Here is a 19161-nt window from a genome sequence, read left to right as displayed (position 1 = left end):
CAGTACCCCAGAGGTCATCAGCAGCAAAAACTTTGACAAAGCATTGGCAAATTGCCACCCCACCCTCGCTGCCCGACTCGTAGGCTGCACAGCCCGCACGTACAGAAAGCGTCAAGATCGACGGCAGCGGAAACCCGGTGAGCCGGACGGCCGTCACCATCATGGAGATCACTGATCCGGCATCAGGAGCTCCGGCGGCACCCGCCCGACCGGCCATCACCTGGGGGAACGTCCATGGCACAGCTGCTCGTCGAAGAGAACTTCCAGCACCTGGACGGCCAGGACGTGGAGTTGCTGATCGAGGCCCTCGCCGAGCTCGGCCTCACCGCGGAGCCCACCCAGCCCCGCACCGCGACCCGAGGCGACGACTGGGCGCTCATCCTGCACTGGCTCAGGGACGACACCGAGCCGATCACCGGCGATGCCGTGGCAGCGGCGCTGGTCACCAGCGTCGCCCGGGAGCTGTGCCAGGCGCACGCGGCCGGGCCCGGCGGCACCAGCGTGCGGGGCCGCACCCTGCCGGTCCGCATCGACATCCGCGGGCGCTCGGGGGAACTGCTCAAGTCCCTCGCCATGCCGGGCGCCCAGGCGAAGCCGACGGCCGCCCGGTGGTGGCGCGGCCAGCACCCGACGACCACCGACGGCGCGGCACGCCGCCCGGCCTCTCCACTGCCGTCCACCCCGTGACGGCCGGCTCGCTTCAGCCGGCCCCTCGCCTCAGGCCGGTTCCAGCCTCAGCGGTCCCGAACCGCCGACCAGGGGGCCGCCGGGCGGGCACACCGTCAACGCCGTCCCTTCACGGGCCGCCCCGCAGCGCTGCCCGAACGCCGCTCACCGACGTCCACGGGCAGCTTCACGCCGTCCGAGCACCATCCTGACGGGGAGCAGGGACACCCAGGTCCAGATCGCCGCCGAAGGCGAGGCAAAGGCGATCGGCACCGTCGCACCGAAGACCACGATGTTCGTCCCCAGGTCCATGACGATCTTCCGGCCCACCCGCTCGTCCGAGGGACGGGCTCGCTCCGGACCGCGCCGGATCGACAGGAGCAGCGCGAGTTGCAGCAGGTCGATGACGATGATGGTGCCCGCGTAGACGACGACGGCCAGGGACTGCGAGGCGTACTCGGACAGCATCGTGGTGGGAAAGGGAAGCAGCGCGATGACGCCCAGCCCGGCAAGCGCGAGCCGCATGGACAGCGTGCCCAGTGGCCCGGCGAGCTGGAGGATCCGGCGGTGGTCGCGCCAGACGCCGGCGAGGATGGCGAAGCTCAGCCCGTAGGCGCCGATGTTCGGCAGCAGCCCGTGCACCATCCGGCGGAAGGCGACCGCCTCCAGCCCGGGAGTCACGTGGATGTCGAGCACCAGCAGCGTCATGGCGATGGCGAAGATGCCGTCCGACAGAGTGGCCAGCCGCTCCAAGCCGCCCTCGTCCGCTTCGCCACTGTTCACGACCGACAGGATGACCGATGACTGCGGCGACGACCTTCATTAGGCCCATAGCGGGCACGCCGGGCAGTACCCGATGACACGAGGCCCGGGTGCCAGGGGCGCCGACGCGGTTCGGCCGCCTGCTCAGCGCCTCGCCGAGGAGGTGTAGTCCGCACGCAGTGCGACCAGCGCGCGAAGCAAGTCGTCGGTGCGCAGCAGGGCGCGCCCGTCCGGCGCGTGGATGTCCCACAGGACGCTCCCCAGGGGGACCGCCCTGCCCAGCGGCAGGGGGCGGGTGATGTCGGTGACGTCGCTGACCGCGACATGGTCGCCGGTGGCCACGATGGCGTAGGTGCGGCCCATGCACTTGACGCGCAGGACTGGTCCGGGGGCGCTGCGCCCGCCGTCAGCGGCCGGTGGGACGGAATTCGGGGAGGCTTCACCGGTCAGGCAGGTCAGGGAATCAGGCATGACCTGTCGCTCTAGGCAATCGTTCAGAAACACACCGTTAACTGTGACACAGTCGCACCCTCGCTCAAAACGCCCCGCGGTGCTGAGGAGCAAGGAGCAGAGCCGCACAGGGGGCGCAGCCGACCGCACACGCGCCCCGGGCGCGGACGTCGATGCGCTGCGGGCCTCCGCGCGGCTGAACAGCGCGCCGATCTGGCCGGCGGCCCGTCGTCACGGCAGCACCGGCCGGTGGTGGGCCGGAGCACGGCTCGGCGAGCACACTGGAAGGGCTGTTCCCCCTGGAGCCGGCGACAGTCCTGGATGGTGGGCCATGCCTGAGGTCACTGATGCGGCGCGGACCGTGCTGATGACCGTGGACGACGATCCCGCGGTGTCCCGTGCGGTTGCCCGGGACCTGCGCCGTCGCTACGGGAGCGACCACCGGGTGGTCCGCGCGGAGTCCGGTGCGTCGGCCCTGGAGGCGCTGCGCGAGCTGAAGCTGCGGGGCGCGCCGGTGGCGGTGATCCTGGCGGACTACCGGATGCCCCGGATGAACGGCATCGAGTTTCTCGAAGAGGCGCTCGATCTCTATCCGGGGGCCAGACGGGTGCTGCTCAACGCCGCCTGGGCCATGCACCACGCCGGAGCCGGCGGCGGCACCCTCACCGTCCGGACCGCACGGGACGGGGAGCAGGTGCTGGTCGAGTTCCGCGACACCGGCCCCGGCGTGCCCGCCGATGTGCAGAGCCGGGTCTTCGACCCGTTCTTCACCACCAAACCCGTCGGCGAGGGCACCGGCCTGGGCCTGGACGTCTCCTGGCGCATCGTCGTCAACCGGCACGGCGGCGACCTGCGCCTCGACTCCGCGCCGGGCGACACCCGCTTCCAGGTCCGCCTCCCGATCCACCCCGCAACGGCCGACGCCCCGCCGGAGCGTGCCTGAGGCGCACAGCGGCGCCACCACGACGACGTGGCCCTCCTCGTCCACCAGCAGTCCTGAGCCTGCCCCCGGCCCGAACCGGCGCCGTCGTCGGCGGCGGCACCGTCGCTGTTCGTCCGCTTCAGAAGTGCTGACGGTGCAGGACTCTGACCAGTCGGCGTACGGCCGTGGCAGACTGGCGTCCGCGCTACCATCTGAGTGCGGAGGAGCACCATGCAGAGCAGTGCCGTCGATGGCACCGGGGCTGCGGCCGCGGCCGACCGGTTGACAGTGGACGTCCGGGTCCACGGCCGGAACGTCGTGGTCTCGCTGGCGGGTGAACTCGACAACGACAGCATCGACCTCCTGCGGGAGCGGCTGGTCGATGCGCTGGGCCGACCCGCCAGCGACCGGCTGGTGGTCAACTGCCGCAACCTGTCGTTCTGCGACTCGACCGGCCTCAACACGCTGCTCACGGCCCGACGCAACGCGGAAGAGGCCGGCAGCACGCTCGTCCTGGCCGGGCTGCAGCCCGCCGTGGCCCGGGTCTTCGAGATCACCGGCGCCGACTCCGTGTTCGACATCCGCCCGGACCTGGACACCGCGCTGCGGTAGACGTCCCGTCGGTCTCCCGCTCCGGTCGGCGGGCGGACGAAGGCACTGCGTTCGACCTGTTCCCCTGGTACCCGGCTGTCGGAGTGAGGAAAGATGAGCGCGAGCGGCCCCCGGACGATCGGCCAACCGGTGGTGCCCTCGCTCCCGCCGCACGGCCAACTGCGTCGTTTTGCGCTGACCGGTGCCGCGGGCACGGTGGGCCGCTGCCGCGACCACACCCGGCAGGCGCTCCACGACTGGGGCTGGCTGCCCACCGACAGCCCCGACCAACTGGCCCGCGCCGATGACATCCTCCTCGTCGTCTCCGAGCTGGTCACCAATGCCTCCCGGCATGCCGACGGGCCTGACCAGCTGGTCCTGCGTGCGAGCGGGGAGCTGCTGCGCATCGACGTGCTGGACGGCCTCACGACGCCGCCACAGCCCCGTCTCCCGCACTCCCCGGGGCAGCTCGGTGGCCACGGGCTGCACACCGTCGCGCTGTTGGCCAGCCGCTGGGGAACCACGCCACGCGCCGACGGCCCGGGCAAGTCCGTGTGGGCCGAGTTCGACATCCCCAGGCTCTGATCCCTCCCGCGCCGTGAGGCCGAGGTTCGTCAGATGATCGGCGAAGCAGTCGACGTCCGTGGGCTTCGCCGAGCGCGATGCCTGTCCGGGCCGTCCGAAGGGTGTGGCGGCCTCTCCCAGGGGGCTCGTGGTTCCCGTGTCGGGCAGGTGTACTCGCGACAACACTGGTTGTCGCGAGTACACGACGCAGTCTAGGGTGATCGCATGCTGCCGCCCACGGTCTCCTCCCGCCCGAGCGGGAATCGGTCCGCCGACCTCGGGATGAAGTCGCCCGGCCAGGGAGACCCGCGCTTCTGCGGTCCTCCCCCGCCGGCCACCGCGGCCGGGCTCACCGCCAGTTCGCAGCACCGACATGCCGACGACCGGAGTACCTGATGTCCCAGCTCGGTCCCGAAAAGTCCTACCGCGTCCTGCTGGTCGAGGACGACCATGCCGACGCGATGCTCATCGAGGAGGCCCTCTTCGACCAGGGGACCGCGCGCACGATCACCCGCGCCGAGGACGGTGTCGCAGCCCTGGAGCACCTGCGCGCGGTCCGCCCGCTGCCCGACCTGATCATCTTGGACCTCAACATGCCCCGGATGAACGGCCGCGAACTCCTCGCCGTCCTGAAGGGCGACGACCTCTTCCGAGCCATCCCGGTGGTTGTCCTGACCACCTCCGGCGCACCCAACGACGTCTCAGGCGCCTACCGCGGCCACGCCAACGCCTATGTCACCAAGCCGGTCAACCTCGACGACTTCACCCACGCCGTGCAGAGCATCGACACGTTCTACCTGGAGACCGCCGCAGTGCTGCCGCAGATATGAACCGGGCCCGGGGGCGGGCGACCAGGACGCCGCCGCGGCCCCCAACCGGTCACTGCGCGGGCCGAGTTGCCCACTGCCCCGCGTCGCCGCCCGGGCGACCCGGCGACGCGACCAGGCCCGGCCAGCGCTTGCGAGCGCCCTGACGGCTTATTTCGAACGCGTCGCCGAGCTGCGGGTAGCCGGCCCCCGCCTCGGCCGCCTCGCGCGCAGCCTGGTCGGTGAGGCGCTCCACCGCACGCTGCAGGTGCAGCAAGGTGTGCAGCCGTGCCAGGGCGTTGCCCTTGGCCGGGGCCCAGGCCGGCGCCGGATCCGGGTCTGCGGGGGTGTCGGGCGCCGTCTCCGGCGGGAGCGGCCGGAAGGCCCGCGCAGCCAGTCGGGAGGCCAGGTCCGCCACCGCCACGTCGGCGAGCGCGGCGATCTGTTCCTCGCTCATCAACCGGGAGAACTGGGCAGGCGACATGGGCGCAGCTTACCGGGTCCCCTTCCTTCGGAGTGACAACCTGGGTTGTCACTTTGGCTGTATGGTGTTCTGCGCCATGCCGCCCATCCGGTGGTCCTGCCCGCTCGGTGGTCCGCTGTGCCCGGGCGTCTGGCACGGCGGATCGGGAGTCGGCGGGGCAGGTCGTGCCGGGCCGGTCGGATCGACTGACATTTCGAAGAGAAGAACACCCGGGATGACCGCTGATCTCTACGCCGTGGAGCGGGCACTGCGCGCCGCAGCACCGCACGCGCTGCTGGGCGCCCTCACCGCGAGCCTCGCCCCGTACGGGGTTTTCGACGTCCAACTGCTCATGGCCGACTACAGCATGACCGTCCTGCAACCGGTGTCCGGTCTGCCGCGCACCGCACCGCCGCTGGCGGTGCACGCGGGTGCAGCCGGTCGGGCCTTCGGAACGCAACGGCCGTACGCCGAACCCCTGGCGGATCAGCGGCCGCCCCGGGGCGGCCAACCTGCGACGCTGCTCCACCTGCCGGTTTCGGTGCGCGGTGACCGCCTCGGTGTGCTCAGCCTCGCGCTGGACGCGGACAGGCTGACCGCGGAACTGCGCGACGAACTCGCCGAGGTGGCCGAGATGTTGGGCCACCAGATCGTCGTGGCCGAGCGCGACACCGACCTGTACCTGCAGGCGCGCCGCAAGGATCGCCTCACCTTGGCGGCCGAGATGCAGTGGCAGCTGCTGCCGGCCCGGGCGTGCTCCCGCGCCGAGTACGCCATCGGCGCGCAGCTGGAGCCCGCGTACGCCGTCCACGGCGACAGCGTCGACTGGTCGGCCACCGGTGACCGGCTCACCTTGACCATCACCAACGGGATGGGCGAGGGGATCGAGGCCTCACTGCTGACCAACCTCGCCACCAGCGCTCTGCGCAACGCGCGCCGGGCCGGGGTCGGCCTGGCGGACCAGGCCGCCCTGGCGGACCAGGCGGTGTACGGGCAGTACCGTGGCCGCGCCCACGTCTCGGTCCTGCTGCTGGAGTTCCACCTCGACAGCGGACTGGTGGAGATCGTCGACGCCGGCTCACCCGAGCTGTTGCGGCTGCGTGACGGCCTGATCGAGCGCATCCCGTTCGAGGCCCAGCTGCCTCTCGGCCTCGCGGACGACACACCCTACGCAACGCAGCGGATCCAGGTCCTGCCCGGCGACCGTCTGGTCTTCGTCAGCGACGGTGTCCACGCGGTGGCCGGCGACGGGGCGCGAAGCGATGGGCGTGCCCTCGCACGGGCCATTCGGGCCGTCCGGATGCTGCCCGCCGCAGACGTGCCGCGCAGGGTCCTCAGCGAGCTCGTCCGGCACCGGGGCGAGTCCCCGGCCGACGACGCGTTGGTGGTCTGCCTCGATTGGTTCGGCCGGCCGGACCGCACAGAGGAGGGAGAGGATCGCAGTGAACGCCCGCGTTGTGCTTCCGGGGTGTCAGACTGACTCCATGGAACCCGCCGCCCCACTCCCGCATCGCACGGACGGCCCTGCCATCGCCTCATCGGTGGTGGAACTGCTGGAGGTGCTCTGGGGCGGCGGCCGCGATTTGTCGGCCGCGCCGGTGTCAGTCTCCCAACTGCGAGTTCTCTACGTCCTCGAGGCGAACGAGGGCATGAACCTACGAGCCCTGACCGACCAGTTGGGCTCGCTCCCGTCGTCGGTCAGCCGGCTCTGCGACCGACTGGAGGCGGTCGGATTCGTGCAGCGCACGCCGAGCGCCGTCAGCCGTCGTGAACTGGGGCTTCATCTGACTCCGGTCGGGCGGGCGTTTCTGGCGGATCTGCGCGTCCGCCGCGAGCAGGAGTTGGAGCAAGTGCTCGCCGCCATGACGCCCGCCGCCCGGCGGGCCCTGATCACCGGCCTCGAGGCCTTCCGGTCAGCCGCGGGCGACCGCCGCGAGGACGCGCCTGCGAACGCCTCGCGCACCGCGTAGCGCGCGGCCGCCCTGCGCGGTCAGGCTCCGGCGGCGACCGGAGCGGGGACAAGTGGGCACAGCCACCAGCCGGTTGACCCTCGGTGATGCCCGGTGCACCGACGAACCGTTGCCACGAGTGGAATGTTGTTGAATAGCAACTGTTGCCCCTAGGATGGCAAGCGCCGCAGCGCGCGACCCCGGGTGCCCCTGGGCGCCCGGTGAAGGGAGGCCGGCATGGCCGAACAACTGAGACCCTCGCGGAGCGTCCTGCAGTGGCCGGCACCGGTGCGCAAGGCCGACGGCGACCCGCTGCTGACCGTCGGCCTCGCCGTGATCGGACCGGTGGTGCGGATCGACCTGAGCGGAGACCTCGATCTGGACACCTCCCCGCAGCTCGCCGAGGCGGTTGCGCAGGCTCTGATCCACCGTCCGCGCGTGGCGATCATCGATCTGTCGGCCGTGGACTTCTGCGACTGCGCCGGCCTCAGCGCGCTGCTCCGCGTCGCGCGCCGTGTCACCGGCGAGTCGGCCGCCTTCCATCTCGAACGACCGTCCGCCGTGGTCCGCAGGCTGCTGCAGCTCACCGGGACCGGGCCGGTCCTTGGTCTGGCCGCTGCGGTCGAGGTGGTCGGTTGACTTCCGCTCTCCTCCCTTGCTCCACGAGCCCGGAGGGCACCGTTGCAGACCACCCTCGCACACCCGAACACCCCTGCCAGCTCAGTGCACCCGTGGCCCGTTCGGGTACAGGCGGAAGCCGTACCGAAGCTGCACGACGCGCAAAATATCACGGCGGTCCATGACTGAGCGTCAGAAACCTCAGGGCAGGCAGGCACTGCGCGTTCGTCCTCCACACGCACCCGCCGAAGGGCCTACTTCGCAGGACGAGTCGGGGGTGCACCGATCCGCCGCCCGGGTGCGGCCACGACTCGCGACGGCCACCGCGTCCGCGTCGAGGGACCCGGCCCGCGCCAGGCTCGGCGAGCTGGCCGTCCGGGCACTTCAGCGGTCGGAACGCGGGGATGTGACGGTATCTAGGAAGAAAGTGTCGATATTGTGGACGGCTTGGATGAAGTCGTCGAGATTGACCGGCTTGGTGATGTAGGCGTTGCTGTGGTTCCGGTATGCGGCCGACACGTCGTCGGGGGCGCCCGAGGTGGTCAGGACGACGGTTGGGATGATCTTCAGCTCGTCGTCCGCCTTCAGCACGCCGAGCAGTTCGCGGCCGTTCATCCGGGGCATGTTGAGGTCGAGGACGATCAGGTCGGGTGCGGCGATGGCGGGGTCGCGCAGTCGTTCGAGGGCGGCAAGGCCGTCGGGTACCCGGACGATGCTACGGGCGCCTCCTCGTTCCCGCAGCGCCTCCTCGATCAGCATGGCATCGGCCAGGTCGTCCTCGACGAGCAGGATGTCGCGAGGGTGCTGGGCACTGGGCATCAGTGGCTCCGGTCCATGGGAAGGTGGCGGGTCGGGGTTCTGCGGTGGGATCTTCTGACGGCGGTGAGGCCGGGCCGACGGCAGGCGCCCTGGCGGGTCATGCGGCTCGCCCGGCCGAGCCGCGGGAAGCCAGCCCCGTCCGGACCGCGCGGGGCGGGACGGGGCCGCTGCAGCGCCCCACGGCCGGCTACAGGCGGGACAGGGTATGCACCAGGCACAGGGCCGATCTCCTCGTCGGACAGCGCTGACGGGAACATCGGACGGGCATGGCTCACACCCTACGGCGGTCGGCCGTCACGGGACAACACCGGTTGTCAAGGCTGTACAGTACCGGTTCGTTCCAGCCTGCACACGCATCGCCGATGCCGGGACGCAATCCTTGAGGGGGACCGAGGTGGTAGACCAAACGACGCCCCAGAGGGCGCGGACCGCAGGCCCGAGATGGTCCGGCTGGACCACCCAGCGCTGGCTGGCGGCCGGGATCGGGATCATCGTGGCGGTGTTCCTGGTGCTTGGCCTGCTGGGCGGCTGGGCGATGGGCCGCGCCGACGCTGCCACGTCGAGCATGGTGGACCGGAGCACACCCGCTCTGACCGCCGCGGTGCGACTGGAGGAGGCCCTGGTCAACCAGGAGACCGGGATCCGCGGCTACGGCCTGTCCGGCCAGCCGTCCTTCCTTCAGCCCTACACCGACGGCGTGGCCGACGAGCAGAACGCCGTGGCGGACCTCCGGCCCCTGCTGGCCGGGAACGCCGTCGGCCGCGCGGACCTGGACACGGTGCTCGCACGTGTGCAGACCTGGCAGGACAGCGTGGCCAAGCCGATCGCCACCGCCCCACCGGGCACCCCGAACGCCCGGGCCACGCAGGACGCCGACCAGGCCAAGGCGGACTTCGACGCGATCCGGGCCGCTGCCGCGACCCAGCAGGACCACCTGGCAGCCGACCGTGCCAGGTCGCAGGCCGACCTGGACCGCGCCCAGGAACTGACCTACTGGACCTTCTCGGCCATCGCCGCGGCGGTGCCGGCCCTGCTCGCCCTCGCCTTCGCCGGCCTGCGAGCCATCACCAACCCGCTGGCGCTGCTCTCCCGCAACGTCCGGCGTGTCTCCACCGGCGACTTCGCCCACCCGGTCGGAGCCACCACCGGCCCCGCCGACCTTCGCCAGCTGGCCTCGGACGTCGAGGCGATGCGCTATCGCCTGGCCGCCGAACTGGCCTTCGCCGACCAGGCACGCGCCCTGCTGGACGAGCAGGCCACCGACCTGCGGCGCTCCAACACCGAACTGGAGCAGTTCGCCTACGTCGCCTCGCACGACCTCCAGGAGCCGCTGCGCAAGGTCGCCAGCTTCTGCCAACTCCTCCAACGCCGCTACGCGGAGAACCTCGACGAGCGGGCGAACCAGTACATCGGGTTCGCGGTCGACGGCGCCAACCGCATGCAGACCCTGATCAACGACCTGCTCGCGTTCTCACGTGTCGGCCGCCTGCACCGCCAGTACAAACCCGTCGACCTGGAAGAGGTCCTGGAGGCCGCCACCGACTCGCTCAGTGTGGCGATCGAGGAGTCCGGTGCACGCGTCACCAGCGAGCCGCTGCCCACGCTGCCCGGCGACACCACCCAGCTCACGATGCTGCTGCAGAACCTGCTCGGCAACGCCATCAAGTTCCGCTCCCCTGACCGGACCCCGCGTATCGCCGTGTCGGCGCGCCGCGACGGCGACCTGTGGCACTTCGCCGTGACCGACAACGGCATCGGCATCAGCGCCGAGTACGCCGAGCGCATCTTCGTGATCTTCCAGCGGCTGCACACCCGCGAGGAGTACTCGGGCAACGGCATCGGCCTCGCGATGTGCAAGAAGATCGTCGAGTTCCACGGCGGCACCATCGACATCGACACCGACCACACCGAGGGCACCCGCGTGCGCTTCAGCCTGGCCGCCGAGCCGAGGGACCAGCACACCGACGCCGCCGAGTCGGCGTCGCGTCAGCAGACCGCACAGCCGGCAGCCGACGAGCAGGCGGAGCGACTGCGATGATCCCACCGCTGTCGGGTTCCAACACGGTGGCGACGCCGGCCGACGTCGCCACCAACTACCGGATCACGGTGATCGAGGACGACGCCGGGGACGCGTTGCTCGTCGAAGAACTCCTCGCCGACACCGGCCTCACACACACCATCGACTGGAAGCAGACCCTGGGCACCGCACTGCCCGCCCTCGCCACCACCAAGCCGGACTGCGTCCTGCTGGACCTGCACCTGCCCGACGCCTCCGGCCTCAGCGCGATCCAAGCCGTCGAGGCCGCCTGTCCCACCACCGCGATCGTCGTGCTCACCGGTCTGGCGGAAGCCGCCGCCGGGGAGCGCGCGGTCGCCGGCGGCGCCCAGGACTACCTGGTCAAGGGGCAGGTGACCCCGGACCTGCTCGCCCGCGTGGTCCGGTACGCGGTCCACCGCAAGCAGGCGGAGCGCGCCAGCGCCGAACTGCGCGAGAACCGCCTGCACGCCCAGGAGAACGCCCGCCTCGAACGCGGGCTGCTGCCCGCCCCCCTGCTCGCCGGCTCGCCGGTCGCCGCGACCACCCGCTACCTGCCCGGCCGCGAACGGGCCCTGCTCGGAGGCGACTTCCTCGACGTCGTACAGACCCGCGACGGCCTCGTACACGCCGTCATCGGCGACGTCAGCGGCCACGGGGCCGACGAGGCGGCGCTCGGCGTCTGCCTGCGCATCACCTGGCGCGCCTTGGTGCTGGCCGGGCATCGCGGGATCGACCTGCTGGATCTGCTCGAACAGGTGCTCGTGGCCGAGCGCCCACGCGAGGACATGTTCGCCACCTGCAGCACCCTCGAACTCGACCCGAGCACAGGCTCCCTGACCATCCACCTGGCCGGCCACCACGAACCGCTGCTGCTCGAACAGACCGAAGCCGCTGAACTGCCCGCGGCCCACGGAATCGCCCTGGGCATCGTCCCCGGCCTGGCGAAATGGACACCGAGCCGGGCGCACCTGCCCTCGGGCGCTGCTCTGCTCCTCTACACCGACGGCCTCAACGAAGGCCGCACCGGCCACGGAAACGAACGGCTGGGCACCGCCGGCCTCATCGACCTCGTCAGGACCGCTCCGAGCAGGGCACCCGACGAGCTCCTGGACCACCTGGTCGACAGCGCCAGGGCACTCAACGCCGGCCGCCACGCCGACGACATGGCTGTCCTCCACCTCACCTGGAACTAGTGCCATTGTCCGGCCCGCCGCAGCGCGCCCGGTCACCGGGCGCCCCTCCGGCGACGGGGGCTCGGGGGGCGAGCGGCCGGACACCGGGGGACGGGCTAGGAGGACAGAGCGGTGTGCAGCCGGATGGTGGTGCCGCTCTCGGGGGTGGAGCGGATCTGGACGAGGTCGCAGAGCTGCTGGACCAGCCAGAGCCCGCGGCCCCCGCTCTGGTCGATGGTCGGCCTGCTCCGGCCGACCAGGGGATCCTGGATGTGACCGGAGTCGTGGAACTCACAGATCAGGGCGTCGCCCTCCACCCAGGTCCGCAGGGTGCCCCGGCCACCGCCGTACTTGATGCTGTTGGTGGCGACCTCGCAGGCAGCGGTCAGCAGCTCGCGAAGGCGCGAGCCTTCCAGACCGTGCTGGGTCGCACAGGTCGTGATCTTGGCCCGTACTGTTGCCAGTTCGCCCTTCTGGTAGAGGAGCTCCTGGCAGGGGTCGCACGGGGCGGTGAGCTCGGCAAAAGCGTAGGGCTCGTCGACGAACGCGCTGTTGGGACCGTGGGCACCCTCGCGGAGGAGCAGCGGGTGGCAGCGACCGGCCGTTTCCAGTACGGCGGGCTCCAGGGCGGCGGTGTCGTAGGGGCAGAGCAGCCACCAGGCGGGCGACTGCGCGAACGCCAGGTTCAGCAGCCACTCGTGGTAGTGCAGTTCGCCGCTCTCCGCCGGGGAACGGTCGCTCCACGGAAGCTCGCTGATCCCGCGGATCGAGTGCCCCTCGGCGGCGCGCTTGGCGATCCAGTCCCGCCAGGCGGGGATCAGGCGCCCGGGGTTGCGGCCGAGCGCTCCGGCGTCGAGGAAGGAGACGCCGGCTGCCGCCCCGGTGCCCTCCAGCTCGGTGCGCAGCATGCGTTCCTTCGGTTCGGCGACCGCCACCAGGACGAGCTCGCTGCCGGCGTGGGCGTCGTCGATGAAGGACATGGCGCCGGTGAGGAACTGCGCGTCGCCGTCGTAGGGGTAAAGCTCGTGCCGGAAGGCGGACTCGCTCGTGCCGGCCCCGGCGGTCGTGGTGCTGCTCTCGCTCATGGCGCCAGCTCCACCGGGATCTGCGGCACGTCGTAACCGAGCAGCGACCAGCAGCGACGGACCGTGTCGTTGGCGCCCTCCAGGACGATCCTGTGACCGGGAACCTCGCGCGCCGCCTCGGCCAGGGCTCGCATGCCGGCAGCGTCCATCAGCTCCAGGTCCTCGCACCGCAGTCGCACTGTGGTGGATCGGGCGACCAGTTCACCCATGGCCGTCCGGAAGATCGCGGCACCTTCCGAGTCCACCACGCCGCTCACACTCCAGCAGTTCCTTCCCGCACTGAACATCCGAAAGCCAGGCATCAACCGTCGCATTCCCAGTTGCTGCGGATGTACACCGGCGGCCTGCTCCAGAGCTGCCGGGTCGAAGCTGCCCCGGTGGTAGGCGCAGACCACGAGGGCCGTTCCGGCGGCCACCAGGTCGTCCAGGCCCAGTTCGTGCCGGGCGACCTCCTGCGGGCTCGCCCCGCCGGGCCAGACGCGGTCCATCTGTGCCAGCACCCGCAGCGCCCGAAAGCCCTGGCGACATGCGGTGTCCGCCTCGCGGCGCACCATCCCGAGCATCGCCGCCGCGTCCCACCCGGCCTCGTCCGCGCGCTCCACCGCAGGATCGACGACGATGCCCTGCGGCACACCGGCTTGCGACCAGCGGGCCTCGGGGGCTCCGATGACAAGCACCTTGTCGCCGAACAGCGCGCCATCGGCGGCGAACGCGCGGGCGGTGACGTTGAAGTCGTCGTCCGAGTCGACCAACCAGCAGACGTGGTCGCCGGTCTCGACCGGATCGAGGGTCGGCACAGCACGTGCGCTCCTCACCCGCGTCCTCCTTCGCCCGTCCCCGACGGCATCCTATCGGAGGCCAACACACCGCTGTGCGGCTCGGGACGGCGAGGGGTCCCGGCCGGGCCGGACCCGTGGGGCTGCTCCCGATCGGCTCCGGCGGCCGGACGGGGAGCCGGGTCCGGTGGTCAGCGGCGGGTTGCCGGCCGGGTTGCGGGTGGCGGAACTGCTCGTTGATCCGCAGGGCTTCTTCGAGCCGGTGCTCGACGGGGCCGATGAGGCCCTGTGCGCCAAGGGAGCGCAGGAAGCCGGGGTGGTGCCGGTCATCTCGGCGGCGCGGCCCATGGTGCAGGCGGGGTGGTCGTCGTCGGGGGAGTCCGGGGTGTGGCCCCGGCGCACCGCCATGGCGTCGGCCCGATCGTCGCCCGGCCTCGGAATCCGAGCGTCCAGCGGCTCGGCAAGCTGCTGCGCAGCCCGGACGGCACCAGCCACCCGGTGGCCGGCCCGCGGACCCGAACCGGCATCGCGGCCCAGGCGGTCTACGACCTCACGGTCGACGGCCCGCACACCCTCTCCGTGCAGGGGCAGCAGGCCGACGGCGCGGACCATCATCGAGACGGTGCGGTCAGCGAGCTCATCGGTGTCTCCCTTGATCAGGGTGTCCACCGAATCCATGACGCTCCCGAGCGCGCACCCTCGTTTCGAGGCCGGACGGATTACAGGAGGCTGACGTCGCACCGCAGCGCACCGGTGACCGGGGCGGGCGGCGATAGCGTCGCCGTATGGAGATTCTGGTCACCGGCGGTGCCGGGTTCATCGGTTCGGCCGTGGTGCGCGAGTTGGTCGCGGCCGGGCACGGGGTGCGGGTGCTGGATGCGCTGCTGCCTGCGGTGCACCCGTCGGGGCGGTTGCCGGACCTGCCCGAGGGGTGCTCGGCGGTGCGGGGGGACGTGCGCGATGCCGAAGTGGTGGCAGGGGCGCTGGCGGGGGTGGACGCGGTCTGCCACCAGGCCGCGATGGTCGGTCTGGGGCTGGACCTCGACGACGCGCCCGCATACGTCGGCTGCAACGAGCTGGGGACGGCCGTCCTGCTCGCCGGGATGGCCCGGGCGGGTGTGCGGCGGCTGGTGCTGGCCGGTTCGATGGTGGTGTACGGCGAAGGCCGGTACCACTGCCCGGAGCACGGCGACGTCGCCCCCGGACCGCGCCGCCCCGCCGACCTGGCCGCGGGGCGGTTCGAGCCGCCGTGCCCGCGCTGCGGCACCGCGCTGCGGCCCGGGCTGGTGGACGAGGAGGCACCGGGCGATCCCCGGAACGTGTACGCCGTGACGAAGCTGGCCCAGGAACACCTGGCAGCCGCCTGGGCCCGGGCGTGCCAGGGAACAGTCCTGACGCTCCGCTACCACAACGTCTACGGGCCGGGGATGCCACGCGACACCCCGTACGCCGGGGTCGCCTCGCTGTTCCGCTCGGCGCTGGCCCGGGGCGAAGCCCCCCGGGTGTTCGAAGACGGTTGCCAGCGGCGTGACTTCGTCCATGTGACGGACGTGGCCGCGGCCAACCTGGCGGCGCTGGTGGAGGTGGGCGGGCGGGCGCCGGGCAGCATCAGGGCGTACAACGTCGGCAGCGGCAGCGTCCACACGGTGGGCGAGATGGCCGAGGCCCTGGCTGCCGCCCATGGCGGCCCGGCTCCGGTGGTCACGGGCGAGTACCGGCTGGGCGACGTCCGGCACATCACCGCCGACTCGGGTCGGCTGCGTGCCGAACTCGGCTGGCGGCCACGGGTGTCGTTCGAGGAGGGCATGGCCGAGTTCGCCGGCGCACCGCTGCGGTGCTGAGCCGGCGAGCAGCCGAACGGGGTGGGGCGCTGAACGGGTGGCGGCCGAACGGCGCATCCCGGGCCGGTGGCCACCGCGACGTCCCACTTCCGTAAGGCGTCGCTGCGGCCACGGGGACCCCTGCCGCCCTTAGCGTGGTCGACGTGATCTCTCCCCCCTCACTCTCCGTCGATGTCGTGCTGCCGTGCCTTGACGAGGCCACGGCCCTGCCCTGGGTCCTGGGGCGGATCCCGCCCGGCTGGCGGGCGATCGTCGTGGACAACGGCTCCCGGGACGGCTCGGCCGACCTGGCCCGCTCGCTGGGCGCGACCGTCGTCGAGGAGCCCCGGCGCGGCTTCGGCGCCGCCTGCCACGCGGGTCTGCTCGCGGCGAGGGCCGAACTGGTCTGCTTCCTCGACTGTGACGGCTCGCTGGATCCCGCCCAGCTCCCGCGCGTCACCGATCCTGTGGCCGCCGGTACGGCCGACCTGGTGCTCGCCCGCCGACGGCCCGTCAGCGCCCGGGCCTGGCCAGTGCACGCGCGGCTGGCCAACGCCGTGCTGGCCCGCCGACTGCGGGCCAGGACCGGGGCGCCGCTGCACGACCTCGGCCCGATGCGCGCGGCGCGCCGCGAGCGCCTGCTGGCACTCGGGCTGGGCGACCGGCGCTCGGGATATCCGCTGGAGATGGTGCTCGCCGCCGCTGCGGCCGGGATGCGGATCGCCGAGACGTCCGTCGACTACCTGCCGCGCTCGGGACGTTCCAAGGTCACCGGCACCCTGCGTGGCACCCGGCAGGCGGTGCGCGACATGCGCGCCGTGCTCGCCGCTCCCCCGCCCACCCTGCTGGTGATCGCCAAGGCGCCGGTGCCCGGGCGGGTGAAGACCCGGCTGACCCCGCCCTGCACACCCGAGCAGGCCGCCGCCCTGGCCGAGGCCGCCCTCGTGGACACCCTGCACACACTCGCCACCGTCCCCGCCGGGCAGCGGCTGCTGGTCCTGGACGGCGAGCCGGGGAACTGGCTGCCGCCCGGGTGGCGGGTGGTCCCGCAGACCACCGGCGGACTGGACCGGAGACTCGCGGCTGCCTTCGCGCACGCCGCCCGCTCGGCCCCCACCGCACCCGCGCTGCTGGTCGGCATGGACACCCCGCAACTGACCGCGCCGATGCTGGCCGAGCCCCTCTCCCCGGCCGCCCGGGCCGGGGCCGACGCCTGGTACGGCCCCGCGACGGACGGCGGCTTCTGGGCCCTCGGACTGGCCCGGCCCACCGCGGAGTTGGCCCGGCACCTGCTGGTGGACCTGCCGATGTCCACCGCAGGCACCGGTCCCGCCCTGCTCGGCCGGCTCGCCGACGCCGGTCTGGCGGTCGTCCGGCTGCCCGAGCTCACCGACGTCGACACCCCGCCCGACGCGCACCAGGTCGCGGCGGCCGCACCGGACAGCCGCTTCGCCGACTGCCTGCGCTCACTCGCTCTCGCGCCGGAGGCGGCGGGGTGACGGCCACCGCTGCGTGGGTCGACGACCCGTTCGTCGAGGCCGTTGTCACCGGGCGGGGCCCGCTGTGGCTGCGCCGCGCCGACGGCGGCCGGATCCACCTCGACATCGAGCGCTGGTGCGGGCCGGCCGCGGGCGCGGACCACAGCCTGCTGCGGCGCTGCGCCCGCCTGGCCGCACCGGTCCTGGACCTGGGCTGCGGCCCCGGGCGCCTGGTGGCCGCACTGCTCGCGCTCGGCGTACCGGCCCTCGGCGTCGACCTCACCGGTGCCGCGGTGGAGCGCACCCGGGGGCTCGGTGCCGCGGCGATCTGCCGTTCGGTCTTCGACCGGCTGCCCGCCGAGGGCCGTTGGGGCGCCGCGCTGCTGGCCGACGGGAACCTGGGGATCGGCGGCGACCCGGACGCGCTGCTGCGGCGCGGCGCCGAGCTGATCGCCCCGGGCGGGCTGCTGCTGGTCGAGGTGGAGCCCCGGGAGATCGACGAGCGCGTCGAGGTCCGGGTCGAGGGGCCGGACGGGCGGGTCGGTCCGCCGTTCGCCTGGGCGCGGCTGGGTGCGGACGCCGCGGCCCGGCGTGCCCGGCCGGCCGGACTCGCCGAGGCCGAGCGGTGGACCTCGCACGGCCGGTGTTTCGTCGCCCTGCGGAAGAGGACGCCGGCCCGGCCGAGGTGACGACCAGTCAGGAGCTCAGCGGGTCACGGGCAGCGCGGCATCCCCTGCCGCGCCTGCCCCAGCCGTGGTCGCGTCGGCGTCACCGCGTGTCGCCACCGGCGCGAACCGCCGCCGCAGCAGCGCGCCGATCAGCACGCAGAGCAGGGCGGCACCGTAGGCGGCCTGCTGCACCGGCAGGGCCCCCTCTGCCAGATAGAGCACCTGGCCGGCGGCGGGCACCGCCAACCACTCCCAGCGTCCGTCGAGCGCGACCAGGGCCACCACGAGCAGCCCGTACCAGGGGTAGTTCGGCGCCACCAGCAGCAACGCCGAACCGGTCACCAGCAGCGCGCCGCTCCACGGGCGGGCCGGGTCGCCGCGCCGCAGCACCCCGAGGGCCACGGCGGCCAGGAGCAGGAACGCCGCTCCTGGTGCCAGGGAGTCGGGCAGCACCAGCCGCAGCAGGCCGAACCGCTCGATGTGGCCCTCGTCGTAGCCTTCCTCGCGCAGATAGCCCGGCAGGTAGCCCAGTACCCCGGTCCCGGAGGCGGCCAGGTAGGGCAGGTAGGAGACGGCGAAGGCGCCGAACGCCGCCGCCAGGACGACCAGGTCCCGCCGGGCCGGCCGGCGGGCCAGCACGCCGGACAACGCACCGGGCAGCGCCAGAGCCGGAAGCAGCTTGGTGGCGATGGCCCCGCCGAGCAGTGCGCCGCCGGCCCCGGCCCGCCGCCACCCCGGCCTGCGCCACCCGTCGCGGGGCCGGTCCGGCGCGCGCCGCTCCCCTTGGCGCCACGCGGCGCAGCCCAGGCCCGCGGCCATCAGCAGCGCGCCGAGGGTGTCGATGTGCGCGTCGTTGACCGACCACACGCTCACCCCCGGGCACCAGCCCCACAGCGCGGCCCGCCGGTCCCCGCCGCCGACCAGCAGCAGCACCGCCGTGGTGGCCACCGCCAGCAGGGCACCGGCCGCCTGCACCCCGCGGACGCCGCCGCCGAAGGGGTGCACGCCGAGGAACCACGCCTCCGCGACGGGCGGGTAGATGGTGTGCACGGCGGGCCGGTTGATCCGGGTGCAGTCGCCGGCCGCCGTCCTTCGCTCGTCCCACCCGGTGCAGCTGCCGGTCACCGGGAACAGTCCCGGATCCCGCAGCCGGGCGAGGACCGGAGCATCCGGCGCGTACGCGTACGGAGAGACACCGGCCGCCTGCACCCGGCCGTCCCAGACGTAGCGGTAGGCGTCATCACTGGTGCGCGGCGGCGCCAGCAGGCCCACCGCGGCGACGGCCGCGCTGCCCGCAAGCACCAGCGGCACGACGTGCCGGCCCGGCACCCGCCGCAGCACCAGCACGCTGATCGCGAACAGGGCGGCGTCCAGGGCGTACCAGGCGTACAGCGGGCTGCGGTCGGCGAGCGTGCCACCTCCCGCGACGGTCGCCGCCAAGGCGGCGACCAGGGCGGCGAGCGCGAGCAGGCAGGTCAGGACGCTACGGGTCGGCATCCGCCCACCCTGCCACC

At 72.8% G+C, this 19161-nt stretch carries 19 protein-coding genes and 3 pseudogenes; 15 read left to right on the top strand and 7 right to left on the bottom strand.

The window, feature by feature from the left end; all coding sequences use genetic code 11:
• The first annotated feature begins 234 nt into the window (after positions 1-234).
• Positions 235-687 carry a hypothetical protein gene (locus OG294_RS38205; protein ID WP_327071169.1) on the top strand — a complete coding sequence of 151 codons (453 nt, stop codon included), beginning with the start codon at positions 235-237 and terminating at the stop codon, positions 685-687.
• Between the two features lie 144 nt (positions 688-831).
• Here OG294_RS38205 and OG294_RS38200 read toward each other — a convergent pair whose 3' ends face one another.
• Positions 832-1449 (bottom strand): TMEM175 family protein, encoded by a 618-nt coding sequence (locus OG294_RS38200; protein WP_327071168.1) that lies wholly within the window; start codon positions 1447-1449, stop codon positions 832-834.
• A gap of 123 nt (positions 1450-1572) precedes the next feature.
• Positions 1573-1791, bottom strand: a complete 219-nt coding sequence (locus tag OG294_RS38195) for a hypothetical protein (RefSeq protein ID WP_327071167.1) — start codon at positions 1789-1791, stop codon at positions 1573-1575.
• A gap of 418 nt (positions 1792-2209) precedes the next feature.
• On the opposite strand from OG294_RS38195, the pseudogene OG294_RS38190 reads away from it, so the two are divergent.
• From OG294_RS38190 to OG294_RS38170, 5 genes and pseudogenes are all read left to right on the top strand, one after another.
• Positions 2210-2500, top strand: a pseudogene (locus OG294_RS38190) (response regulator); the annotation flags it as partial.
• Positions 2495-2821, top strand: a pseudogene (locus OG294_RS38185) (ATP-binding protein); the annotation flags it as partial. The pseudogenes OG294_RS38190 and OG294_RS38185, both read left to right, overlap by 6 nt.
• Before the next feature lie 210 nt (positions 2822-3031).
• Positions 3032-3412, top strand: coding sequence for an STAS domain-containing protein (locus tag OG294_RS38180; RefSeq protein ID WP_327071166.1), 381 nt, complete (start codon positions 3032-3034; stop codon positions 3410-3412).
• A 93-nt stretch (positions 3413-3505) separates the two neighbouring features.
• On the top strand, positions 3506-3976 hold the full coding sequence (locus tag OG294_RS38175) for an ATP-binding protein (RefSeq protein ID WP_327071165.1): 471 nt from the start codon (positions 3506-3508) through the stop codon (positions 3974-3976).
• A 374-nt stretch (positions 3977-4350) separates the two neighbouring features.
• Complete coding sequence (locus tag OG294_RS38170; RefSeq protein WP_327071164.1) at positions 4351-4785, top strand: response regulator; 435 nt, start codon at positions 4351-4353, stop codon at positions 4783-4785.
• A gap of 49 nt (positions 4786-4834) precedes the next feature.
• Here the strand turns inward: OG294_RS38170 and OG294_RS38165 are convergent, their stop codons facing one another.
• On the bottom strand, positions 4835-5245 hold the full coding sequence (locus tag OG294_RS38165) for a hypothetical protein (protein WP_327071163.1): 411 nt from the start codon (positions 5243-5245) through the stop codon (positions 4835-4837).
• A gap of 214 nt (positions 5246-5459) precedes the next feature.
• Between OG294_RS38165 and OG294_RS38160 the strand changes: the two genes are divergently transcribed.
• The 3 genes from OG294_RS38160 to OG294_RS38150 all read left to right on the top strand — a co-directional run bounded on the left by OG294_RS38160 (position 5460) and on the right by OG294_RS38150 (position 7812).
• Positions 5460-6704: a PP2C family protein-serine/threonine phosphatase gene (locus OG294_RS38160; protein WP_327071162.1), complete on the top strand. Its 1245-nt coding sequence runs from the start codon at positions 5460-5462 to the stop codon at positions 6702-6704.
• A 4-nt stretch (positions 6705-6708) separates the two neighbouring features.
• Positions 6709-7194: a MarR family winged helix-turn-helix transcriptional regulator gene (locus OG294_RS38155; RefSeq protein WP_327071161.1), complete on the top strand. Its 486-nt coding sequence runs from the start codon at positions 6709-6711 to the stop codon at positions 7192-7194.
• A 216-nt stretch (positions 7195-7410) separates the two neighbouring features.
• Positions 7411-7812, top strand: coding sequence for an STAS domain-containing protein (locus OG294_RS38150; protein WP_327071160.1), 402 nt, complete (start codon positions 7411-7413; stop codon positions 7810-7812).
• Positions 7813-8175: 363 nt separating this feature from the next.
• Here the strand turns inward: OG294_RS38150 and OG294_RS38145 are convergent, their stop codons facing one another.
• Positions 8176-8610 (bottom strand): response regulator, encoded by a 435-nt coding sequence (locus OG294_RS38145; RefSeq protein ID WP_327071159.1) that lies wholly within the window; start codon positions 8608-8610, stop codon positions 8176-8178.
• A gap of 493 nt (positions 8611-9103) precedes the next feature.
• On the opposite strand from OG294_RS38145, the gene OG294_RS38140 reads away from it, so the two are divergent.
• Together OG294_RS38140 and OG294_RS38135 are read left to right on the top strand one after the other, a co-directional pair.
• Complete coding sequence (locus OG294_RS38140) at positions 9104-10648, top strand: sensor histidine kinase (protein WP_442789390.1); 1545 nt, start codon at positions 9104-9106, stop codon at positions 10646-10648.
• Positions 10645-11841, top strand: a complete 1197-nt coding sequence (locus OG294_RS38135) for a PP2C family protein-serine/threonine phosphatase (protein WP_327071157.1) — start codon at positions 10645-10647, stop codon at positions 11839-11841. Before OG294_RS38140 ends, OG294_RS38135 begins: the two co-directional genes overlap by 4 nt.
• A gap of 95 nt (positions 11842-11936) precedes the next feature.
• Here the strand turns inward: OG294_RS38135 and OG294_RS38130 are convergent, their stop codons facing one another.
• Both OG294_RS38130 and OG294_RS38125 read right to left on the bottom strand, forming a co-directional pair.
• Positions 11937-12905, bottom strand: coding sequence for a sensor histidine kinase (locus tag OG294_RS38130; protein ID WP_327071156.1), 969 nt, complete (start codon positions 12903-12905; stop codon positions 11937-11939).
• Positions 12902-13720, bottom strand: a complete 819-nt coding sequence (locus tag OG294_RS38125) for an MEDS domain-containing protein (protein ID WP_327071155.1) — start codon at positions 13718-13720, stop codon at positions 12902-12904. The genes OG294_RS38130 and OG294_RS38125 overlap by 4 nt, the downstream gene beginning before the upstream one ends.
• 746 nt (positions 13721-14466) lie before the next feature.
• Between OG294_RS38125 and OG294_RS38120 the strand changes: the two genes are divergently transcribed.
• The 4 genes and pseudogenes from OG294_RS38120 (at position 14467) to OG294_RS38105 (ending at position 17668) form a co-directional block, all read left to right on the top strand.
• Entirely contained in the window at positions 14467-15522 is a 1056-nt protein-coding gene (locus OG294_RS38120) for an NAD-dependent epimerase/dehydratase family protein (RefSeq protein WP_327071154.1), read from the top strand.
• Positions 15523-15656: 134 nt separating this feature from the next.
• Positions 15657-16370: pseudogene (locus OG294_RS38115) on the top strand (glycosyltransferase family 2 protein); the annotation flags it as partial.
• Positions 16350-17000 carry a TIGR04282 family arsenosugar biosynthesis glycosyltransferase gene (locus OG294_RS38110; protein ID WP_442789389.1) on the top strand — a complete coding sequence of 217 codons (651 nt, stop codon included), beginning with the start codon at positions 16350-16352 and terminating at the stop codon, positions 16998-17000. The pseudogene OG294_RS38115 and the gene OG294_RS38110, both read left to right, overlap by 21 nt.
• A complete protein-coding gene (locus tag OG294_RS38105; protein ID WP_327071153.1) occupies positions 16997-17668 on the top strand; it encodes a class I SAM-dependent methyltransferase in 672 nt (223 codons plus the stop codon). Before OG294_RS38110 ends, OG294_RS38105 begins: the two co-directional genes overlap by 4 nt.
• 15 nt (positions 17669-17683) lie before the next feature.
• On the opposite strand, the gene OG294_RS38100 is transcribed toward OG294_RS38105, so the two are convergent.
• Entirely contained in the window at positions 17684-19144 is a 1461-nt protein-coding gene (locus OG294_RS38100; protein ID WP_327071152.1) for a hypothetical protein, read from the bottom strand.
• Between the last annotated feature and the right edge of the window lie 17 nt (positions 19145-19161).

Origin of the sequence: Kitasatospora sp. NBC_01302, assembly GCF_035976515.1 — a bacterium.
GTDB lineage: Bacteria > Actinomycetota > Actinomycetes > Streptomycetales > Streptomycetaceae > Kitasatospora.
Note: the sequence above shows the minus strand (reverse complement) of the source record. Positions and strands in the feature narration are given on the sequence as shown.

Bases quoted from the DNA above. Each gene is read 5' to 3' on its own strand.
- OG294_RS38195 (WP_327071167.1), bottom strand. From the start codon at position 1,791: ATGGGCCGCACCTACGCCATCGTGGCCACCGGCGACCATGTCGCGGTC.
- OG294_RS38170 (WP_327071164.1), top strand. From the start codon at position 4,351: ATGTCCCAGCTCGGTCCCGAAAAGTCCTACCGCGTCCTGCTGGTCGAG.
- OG294_RS38165 (WP_327071163.1), bottom strand. From the start codon at position 5,245: ATGTCGCCTGCCCAGTTCTCCCGGTTGATGAGCGAGGAACAGATCGCC.
- OG294_RS38135 (WP_327071157.1), top strand. From the start codon at position 10,645: ATGATCCCACCGCTGTCGGGTTCCAACACGGTGGCGACGCCGGCCGAC.
- OG294_RS38180 (WP_327071166.1), top strand. From the start codon at position 3,032: ATGCAGAGCAGTGCCGTCGATGGCACCGGGGCTGCGGCCGCGGCCGAC.
- OG294_RS38175 (WP_327071165.1), top strand. From the start codon at position 3,506: ATGAGCGCGAGCGGCCCCCGGACGATCGGCCAACCGGTGGTGCCCTCG.
- OG294_RS38150 (WP_327071160.1), top strand. From the start codon at position 7,411: ATGGCCGAACAACTGAGACCCTCGCGGAGCGTCCTGCAGTGGCCGGCA.
- OG294_RS38100 (WP_327071152.1), bottom strand. From the start codon at position 19,144: ATGCCGACCCGTAGCGTCCTGACCTGCCTGCTCGCGCTCGCCGCCCTG.
- OG294_RS38120 (WP_327071154.1), top strand. From the start codon at position 14,467: ATGGAGATTCTGGTCACCGGCGGTGCCGGGTTCATCGGTTCGGCCGTG.
- OG294_RS38160 (WP_327071162.1), top strand. From the start codon at position 5,460: ATGACCGCTGATCTCTACGCCGTGGAGCGGGCACTGCGCGCCGCAGCA.
- OG294_RS38205 (WP_327071169.1), top strand. From the start codon at position 235: ATGGCACAGCTGCTCGTCGAAGAGAACTTCCAGCACCTGGACGGCCAG.
- OG294_RS38145 (WP_327071159.1), bottom strand. From the start codon at position 8,610: ATGCCCAGTGCCCAGCACCCTCGCGACATCCTGCTCGTCGAGGACGAC.
- OG294_RS38130 (WP_327071156.1), bottom strand. From the start codon at position 12,905: ATGAGCGAGAGCAGCACCACGACCGCCGGGGCCGGCACGAGCGAGTCC.
- OG294_RS38155 (WP_327071161.1), top strand. From the start codon at position 6,709: ATGGAACCCGCCGCCCCACTCCCGCATCGCACGGACGGCCCTGCCATC.